This window comes from Nigerium sp., from assembly GCF_039811905.1.
Classification (GTDB): Bacteria; Actinomycetota; Actinomycetes; order Propionibacteriales; family Propionibacteriaceae; genus Propioniciclava.
The window spans coordinates 20,868-28,579 of record NZ_JBDHZL010000029.1; the positions used below are offsets into that span (position 1 = coordinate 20,868).

The following is a 7,712-nucleotide window of genomic DNA, read 5'->3' on the forward strand; positions in this document are numbered from 1 at the left end:
TCAGTCGTCGACGCCGCGGGCGACCAGCGACTCGCCGAGGGCGTCCGCCTGCCGCAGCGCCCGCACGATCAGCGGCACCGCGAACGCGCGGACGGAGCGCTGGGCGCCCCGCGCCCACTGGGCCTCCGAGACTTCGCGCACCAGCACGGCCATGAGCGGCACGCAACGGATGCCGAGGGTGAGCATGAGCCCGATCCGCTCGGGGTCGGCCCCGAGTCGCCGCAGCGGCCGCGCGGCCGCGACCACGGCGTCCACCATCGCGGAGACGGGGGAGGTGAGGGTGACCAGGGCGGCGGCCAGCACCAGCGCGATCAGGGCGCCGAGCACCTCGTACGCGCGCACCGGCCCCGACACCCACGTGTGGAAGACGGCGACGAACAGCAGCAGCGCCCACAGGGGCCGGATCTGGGCGAAGAGCATGCGCCAGCCGATGCGCGCCCAGGCGTACAGGCCCAGCACGACGACGAGGGCGACCGTCACCCCCGGCCACTGGTTCAGGAAGACCGTCGCGACGCCGAACACGAGCAGCACGAGCAGCTTCGCGCCCGCGGGCGCGCGGTGGAGGAGCGAGTCGCCGGGAACGTAGAGCCCGAGGCTCCTCACGCGGCCTCCATGAGACGGCGATAGGTCGCGATCGCGGGCCCGGGGGCGTCGTCGGCCACCAGGTGGCCGCCCTCGAACACGAGCACCCGGTCGAACGATTCGAGCAGGTACAGGTGGTGCGTCGCGAGCACCACCGCGGGCTCCAGCTCGGCCACGACGCGGCCGATCATGGCCGCGTTGCGCAGGTCGAGCAGGGTGGTCGGCTCGTCCATGACGAGCAGGGTGGGCTCGGTGATCAAGACGGACGCCATGGCCAGCAGCTGCTTTTGGCCGCCGGAGAGCAGGTGGGCCGGGTGGTCGGCGTGCCCGGCGAGCCCGAAGTGCTCCAGCAGGGCCATCACCTTGGCCCGCTGCTCGTCCTTCGGCAGCCCGGACTTCCGCAGCCCGAAGCCCACGTCCTCGGCGACCGTCGGCATGATGATCTGGCTGTCGGGGTCGGTGAAGCAGAACCCGACCTTCTTGCGGACCTCGCGGGCCTTCTTCGCCGTGTCGAGCCCGTCGACCTCGACGCGGCCCTCGCTGGGCACGATCAACCCGTTGAGCAGGCGCAGGAACGTCGACTTGCCCGACCCGTTCGCCCCGATGATCCCGATGCGCCGCTCGGTCAGCGCGACGTTCACGCCGTCGAGCACCCGGCGCGACGACGGCCCGGGGTAGACGTGGCCGACGTCGACGACGTCGATCTTCATGCGCGGGCCCTCGCCGGACGCCGCACCCGCAGCAGGCCCGGGTACGCGGTGTGGACTCCCTTGGCGATCACGGCCGCCAGCACGGCTTTCACGATGTCGCCCGGGATGTAGGGCGCGTTCGCCAGCACGGCGGCAGGGACGGTCATCTGTGTCCGGAGCAGCATGCCGACGATGCCGAAGGCGTACAGCACGATCACGCCGCCCAGCAGGTTGATGCCGATGCCGGCCGGCAGGCGGTAGGGGGCGCCGGCGCGCGCGGTCAGGACGCCGATGAGCCAGGCCACGACGATCCACCCGAGCAGGAACCCCACGGACGGCCCCGCGAACACCCCGATCGTGCCGCGTCCGCCCGCGAGCAGCGGGAGACCGATCGCGACCAGCCCCAGGAAGAGGGTCATGGACGCCGCCGCGCGGCGTCCGCCCAGGATGGCCCCGGTCAGCATCACCCCGAACGACTGCGCCGTGATCGGCACCGGCGTGAGCGGGAGATAGATCGCGGGCACGAGGCCGAGGGCGGCCATCACGCCGGCGAAGATCGCGATGAGGGCCAGGTCGCGCGAGGTGCTGCGCTGAGCGGTCATAGTGGGTCCTTCCGAGTCTGATTCACCCGGCATGGTAGAGCGGCGGCGCGGCGGGGTCTCCCGATCGTCTCCTGGCGGACGAGCCGGGTCGGGGCAATGATGGTGGTATGAGCGACGACCAGCTGTATCGGACGATCATCGACGCCCTCGTGGTCCAGTGCCGCGAGGGTGAGGGCCAGGTCTCGGCGCGGCGCGTCCTGGCAGGGGTCTGGAACGAGAACGCCGACGCCGCGGACGCCGAGGCCGAGCCCGGCCAGCACGCGATGAACGTGCTGCTCGGCTCGCTGGACGGCAACCAGCGGGCCGTCCTGGCGGGCCTGTTCGCCGACGAATTCGAGTCGGGGGTCTACAACGTACTGCGGGTGCTCGAGGCCGCCCAGCTGCCGCTGTTCGAGGCCGGCGAGCAGGGCGGGCCGACCGATCACTTCCTCGACCGGCTCGACGACTGGGAGTGGCCCGAGCAGAGCGCCGGGCAGGCGGAGTGACGGCAGGCAAGGGCGTTCACGCGTTCGGCGCCTTCGGCCAGTAAGGTAACCAGGCGTGACGACACCTTGGAGAATCCCCGGCGTGGCGGGGGAGATCACCTTCGACAACGACTTCCTGCGCGGCCACCTGCTGAAGGTGGACGGTCAGCGCGTCCAGCCGACGAAGGGCGAGTACCGCCTGCCCGCCGTCGACGGGGGCGACGTCGCCGTCAAGCTGAAGGGCCGCTGGCTGTCGAGCAACCCCAGCCTCGTCATCGATGGCCAGCGCTACCGCACCGGCCCGGAGACCCCGTCGTGGCTGATCCTGGTCGTCTGGCTGCCGGTGTTGCTGTTCACCGGCAGCGCGATCGCGCCGGTCTTCCTCGGTCTGGTCGGCCTGCTGTCGAACCTGTTCGTGTTGCGCTCGCGTCGCACCGAGGCAGCGAAGTGCGGCATCGTGCTGATCACGTTCATCGTGCTGGTCGTCCTGTACTTCCTCGTCACGCTCACGACCAGCCTGTTCCAGCTCGCCGGACGGTGACCCCGGCCCCGCGTGCGCTATTGCCTCGCCTCCGGAGGAAAAAGTAAGCTGGCCCGCGTGACGCGCGGCGCCCACCGAGCACTTCTTCGATCGCGATCGTGAGGCAGTCCCCGCGTCCGCATGTTGGGGAGGATGCCTTCGACAGTGTCCCCACCGTCGCGAGGTCGGTCAGACGATGTGGGCGCGGTAGGCAGACGCAGGAGCTCGGGGGTTGGCGGGCACCCCGACCCGTGTCCACGGGGTTCCGCCACCTCGAGTCTCCGCGTTGGGCCCGATCAGGCGAGCGCGGCGAAGCGCACGGCGTCCACGAGCAGATGACAGACCACCGCCGGCACCACCCCGAACCGCCGCAGCAGCAGCGCCATCGGCGCGACGTAGACGACGGCCACGATGGCCCCCTCGAGCGCCAGCCCCGACCACGAACCGGCCACGACCCGCGCGAGCGTGTAGAGCAGCACCTGCGGCACGATCATGAGCGCGAGGCACCAGGCCCGCTGCATCCTCGTCCGCGGCACGCCGCCCATCAGGTAGATCGCCGCGACGTATCCGAAGAGCCGCCACCCGGCCTCCTGGGACACCCCCGACGACAGCGCGAGCAGGATCTCGTCGGCGCCCGGCGCCGGCGTCCGCTCCCGGCTCGACAGCAGGAGCAGCACGATCGTCACGACCGCCGCGGTGATGAGGGCGCGCAGCAGGCCGGCCCCCGGCGTCCGTCGTTGCAGCCAGTGGAACCACGGGAACGACAGCGCGCGGCTGCGCAGCAAGGCCAGGGACGCCGCGACGCACAGCGCGGAACTCACGACGGCGAACGGACCGCCGGCGATGGCCAGCAGGCCGGCCACCCCGGCGATGAGCAGGTCACGCGCCCGGAACGAACGATCGCGCAGCCAACTCAGCGACGCGAGGCCGAGCGGCGCGATCGCGAAGAGCAGCAGGGACGCCGCCGCGGCCCGATCGTCCAGCCGGACGCCCGCAGGCGCCGCGACGGCGAACACGACCGCGACGCACGCGGCGAGGAGGCCGGCGACCGGCATCCACCGGGACGTCGGCGCGACCCCCGGCTGCTGCCAGGAGGCGCCCCCCAGCCACGACGGCAGCAGGCTGCGCGGGGCTGAGGACGCGGTGAACACGTGCCCAGGGTACGGGCTGTCGCCAACCGGGGCATCGGACCGTGGTCGGAGTCGGGGACGCCTCAGTCGCGCGCCTCGCCCAGCAGGTCGTCGGCGGACACCTCGACCAGCGGCGGCCTCAGGATCGAACGGGCGACGTTGTGGTAGCCCATCTGCTCCAGCAGCGTGGACGCGTCGTGATCGTCGAGGCCGTAGGCGTGCGCGAGCATCCGCACGTTCTCGGTGTAGAAGGCGTGTAGCCGGTTGACGCCGTTGAGGAAATCGAGGCGCTCTCCCATGTGTCCCTCCCAGGATCGTTTCGCTGTCGGCGTCCATCATGGGCGCTGCCCGGGGGCACGGGAACGCCCCGGCGGGTGAACCCGCCGGGGCGCCATCTGATGTTCGGGCGACGTTCGCCCGCCGGTCACTTCCGGAACGTCAACCGATCCAGCGTGACGAAGGCGGCCGGCTGGCCGGACGCGAACGTCACGTAGAGGGTGTGGCGTCCGGTCGCGGGCCCGACGTTGAACGGGACGTCGCGGACGGCGTCCCACCCGCCCGTGTTGGCGAGTGCGAGGTCACCGAGCACCGGCCCGGAGGGGCTGTCCAGGCGCACCTGGACCAGCCCCGAGACCCCGCCGGACGCCCCCGACGCCGCCCGCACGACGGCGTCCCGGGCGCCGCCGGCGCCGAAGTCCACCTCGTAGGACGCCCAGGAGCCGTTGCCGGCGGGGCCGAGGCGTCCGGACGCGACCGCGACCCCGTGCGTCCCGGACGCCGCCGCGGCCGGGATCCCGGCGAACGCGTCGTGCACGCTCGGCGCGGGTTGCCCCGAGGGCGCGGGCGCGGGCCCCGTCGGCCCGGTGGGTGGCAGCTGCGAGCCGTCGGTCCGGAAGACGAGCGAGGTGAGCGCGGCGAAGGCACTCGGCTGGCCGGAGGTGAAGGTGACGTAGACGTCCTGGACGCCGGTCAACCCGCCGGCGACGTTGAACGGGACCACCTTGTCGGCGTCCCAGCCGCCGGTGTTCGCCAGGGCGAGGCTGCCGAGCACCCGTCCGGTGGGGGAGCCGGTGCGAACCTCGACGAGCCCCGACACCCCGCCGGCCGCCCCGGAGGCGACGCGCACGGCGGCGTCCGTGTAGCGCTTGGTGCCGAAGTCGGTCCGGAAGCGCACCCAGTCGCCGTTCTTCGCGGGCGCGAAGCGCGACCCCTGGACGCCGACCGTCCCGCCGGTCCGGTGGGCGACGGTGAGGCCCGCGAAGGCGTCCGCGGTGCCGCCCGGATGGTCGGTCGGCTGGGGGCTGGGCTCGGGCGCCGGCTCGGACGGCTGCGGGGCCGTGGGGGTCGGGCTCGGCGCCGGCGTCGTCGGGCCCGGATCGGTCGGCCCGGGCGTCGGTTCGGGCTCCGGCGGGGCGGGCAGGCTCGCCCCGTTGTCGGACGCCGCGGCCGCGTTGACGATCGCGTACAGGTACGAGCGGGTGTTCGCGTTGTCGATGTCGGCGTCGGTGAGCCGGCCGGCGAGCTCGCGGGCCCGCGCCTGGTCGCCGAGGGCGAGCAGCATGATGTTCCAGTCGATGAGGTGGCTGCGGCCGGCCACCTGCGGGTTCTGGGCCAGGACGGCGTCGAACAGCTCGGTGATGCGGGCCTTCCCGAGGCTCTTGAGGTAGCCGATCTGCGTCGGCCCGAGCGGGATGACCTGGATGCCGAGGATGTCGGAGGCGTCCGGCGACCACCACGTGCCGTAGTCGACCTTGCCCTGGAACATCATCGAGACGTGCGTCTTGGCGAACGCGCCGCGGCGGTACGGGTCGAACCAGTAGGCCTTCGCGGTGGCGGCCTCGTTGCTCATCATCCAGGACGCCTGCGCCGACATCGTCGACGCGCCGGACGCCCGCGCCCAGAGATCCAGGCCGGCCCACGCGTTCACGGCCTCGCTGGAGCTCTCCTGGTCGTTGCCGTCGAATCCGCCGCCCGTGCCGTTGGCCCAGGAGTGGCCGCGCCAGTCGTCGAAGGCGCGCCGCTTGATCGTCGTCGCGGTCTCGGTCGTGCTGGCGATGTCGGCCATGAGGGCGTCCGCGACCGGGCGGTAGCGGGACACGAGACTCGGGTCGTCGAGGCCGAGCATGCCGGCCGCGTAGAGGAAGTACCCGTAGTGGAAGTGGTGATCGTTCGCGTTCGTGCCGCTGCCGAAGCTCTCCTTCTGCCCGACGACGGTCTTGAGGGTCTCGTCGTAGGTGAAGCACTTGGTGGACTGGGTGCGGCAGCGGGAGGCGTCCAGCCAGAGGTTGAGCTGCCCCTCGATCGCCGCCTTCACCGTGCCGGCCTCACCGCTCATGCCGAGCTGCTTGGCGAGGCGGTACACGTTGACGGCGCGGAAGAGTTCCTTGCCGCCGAAGTAGGTGTCCTCTTCCTTGAATTGCGTGACCTTGCCGGCGTCCGCGCGGACGAGGCCGCGCAGTTCGCCGCGCTGCGCGTCGGTCAGCTTGGTGAGGTCGACGTCGCGGGCCGAGCCGAACGCCGGGACCGAGAAGGAGAAGCGGCTGCCGACGACCCCGGACGCCCACCCCGTCGGGTTCTCCCAGCGGCCCTTGAGGGTGGCCAGGCCGTATGTCTGGTGCTCGACCTGGGTGAAGACCGTCGGACGGCCGCCGTCCGTCGCCAGCGTGAACGTCGTGGACGCCCGCCCGCCGGAGACGCCCCAGTCGACCTTCGTGCCGGTCAGGCGTACGGCGCCCGCGACGAGCGCCGCGACGTCGGACGCCGTCGCCCCCTTCGGCTCGCCGAACACGTGGAGCATCGCGCCCGCGGGGAGGGAGAACGTGCTCCCGGACAGGCTCGCGCCCGTGCCCACGACGTGCATGACCTGCCCGGTCGGGGCGGTCCACGTCCAGTGGTTCGGGCCGGCCTGCGTCAGCGGCCGGTTCGACGACACGGTGTGGGACGCCGCCGCTCGGTACTGCACGTACGGCCAGCCCTCCACGGCGGTGAGCGTGCCGAGGTCGCGATCGCCGGAGCGCCAGGTCAGGTCGGCCGAGATGTCGTCCACCCTGGTCAGGCGATAGTCGGACGCCCCCGCGGGTGCCAGCGCGATCGACTGCCCCTCGGTGTTCGGGGGGTCTCCGTTGCGCTCCCAGCCGGCGATGATCGCCTTGTCGCCGTAGTGCCACAGCTCGGGCACGGCGACGCCGAACGAGGTCGGCTTCGCCCGGAACGCGAGGCCGCCGCCCACCCACGTCGGGGCGGACAGCCCCTCGCGGTTGAAGACGGCGCCCGAGATCCACGAGTTCGTGGGCGGCAGGATGCCGGGGGCGATGCGCGGCGGCTGGGCCGGCGCGTACTGCGTGGCCCGCGTCGGCAGGACGTCGGCGGGCGTCCCCGCGGCCTGGGCCGGTGGGGCTTGCAGGGTGGGCAGAATCAGCGCCGCGGCGGCCGCGAGCGCGGCGATCCGGGGTGCGCGAGGGGAGTTGCGAAGCATGAGCCGGTGTTCCCTTTCCTCGTGTTTCTCGGGACGCACGGGGCGTCGCCAAGCATGGCGTTCGGGGAGGGGCCGGACGTCATCCTGGTGGCGATGAGAGCGCTCTCATCGCGCGCTCAATATACATCGGCGGATGCGAAAAAAGACATAGAAGACGACGCATAATCCCAAGTGAACAAGTGATTGTTGTCGTGACGAATACTAAAATTCGCTGATAAAGCGGAGGGTCGATGCCGACGGCAGGACGCCC

The 7,712-nt window shown here is 72.1% G+C and carries 8 protein-coding genes; 2 read left to right on the forward strand and 6 right to left on the reverse strand.

Annotated elements, in window-relative coordinates:
- Genes WMJ97_RS07285 through WMJ97_RS07295 form a run of 3 tightly spaced genes read right to left on the reverse strand, consistent with a single transcriptional unit; the run spans window position 1 to window position 1,873 of the window.
- Window positions 1–603: an energy-coupling factor transporter transmembrane protein EcfT gene (locus WMJ97_RS07285; protein WP_347348322.1), complete on the reverse strand. Its 603-nt coding sequence runs from the start codon at window positions 601–603 to the stop codon at window positions 1–3.
- Window positions 600–1,292 (reverse strand): ABC transporter ATP-binding protein, encoded by a 693-nt coding sequence (locus WMJ97_RS07290; protein ID WP_347348323.1) that lies wholly within the window; start codon window positions 1,290–1,292, stop codon window positions 600–602. Before WMJ97_RS07290 ends, WMJ97_RS07285 begins: the two co-directional genes overlap by 4 nt.
- Entirely contained in the window at window positions 1,289–1,873 is a 585-nt protein-coding gene (locus WMJ97_RS07295) for a biotin transporter BioY (RefSeq protein WP_347348324.1), read from the reverse strand. Before WMJ97_RS07295 ends, WMJ97_RS07290 begins: the two co-directional genes overlap by 4 nt.
- 107 nt (window positions 1,874–1,980) lie before the next feature.
- Here WMJ97_RS07295 and WMJ97_RS07300 point away from each other — a divergent pair, with 107 nt between their 5' ends.
- Window positions 1,981–2,358 carry a DUF6547 family protein gene (locus tag WMJ97_RS07300; protein WP_347348325.1) on the forward strand — a complete coding sequence of 126 codons (378 nt, stop codon included), beginning with the start codon at window positions 1,981–1,983 and terminating at the stop codon, window positions 2,356–2,358.
- Window positions 2,359–2,440: 82 nt separating this feature from the next.
- Window positions 2,441–2,878, forward strand: coding sequence for a hypothetical protein (locus WMJ97_RS07305; RefSeq protein ID WP_347348326.1), 438 nt, complete (start codon window positions 2,441–2,443; stop codon window positions 2,876–2,878).
- Window positions 2,879–3,153: 275 nt separating this feature from the next.
- Here the strand turns inward: WMJ97_RS07305 and WMJ97_RS07310 are convergent, their stop codons facing one another.
- The 3 genes from WMJ97_RS07310 to WMJ97_RS07320 all read right to left on the reverse strand — a co-directional run bounded on the left by WMJ97_RS07310 (window position 3,154) and on the right by WMJ97_RS07320 (window position 7,462).
- Window positions 3,154–4,008, reverse strand: coding sequence for a hypothetical protein (locus WMJ97_RS07310; RefSeq protein WP_347348327.1), 855 nt, complete (start codon window positions 4,006–4,008; stop codon window positions 3,154–3,156).
- Between the two features lie 62 nt (window positions 4,009–4,070).
- On the reverse strand, window positions 4,071–4,286 hold the full coding sequence (locus tag WMJ97_RS07315; protein WP_347348328.1) for a hypothetical protein: 216 nt from the start codon (window positions 4,284–4,286) through the stop codon (window positions 4,071–4,073).
- 125 nt (window positions 4,287–4,411) lie between these two features.
- Entirely contained in the window at window positions 4,412–7,462 is a 3,051-nt protein-coding gene (locus tag WMJ97_RS07320; protein ID WP_347348329.1) for a glycosyl hydrolase, read from the reverse strand.
- Between the last annotated feature and the right edge of the window lie 250 nt (window positions 7,463–7,712).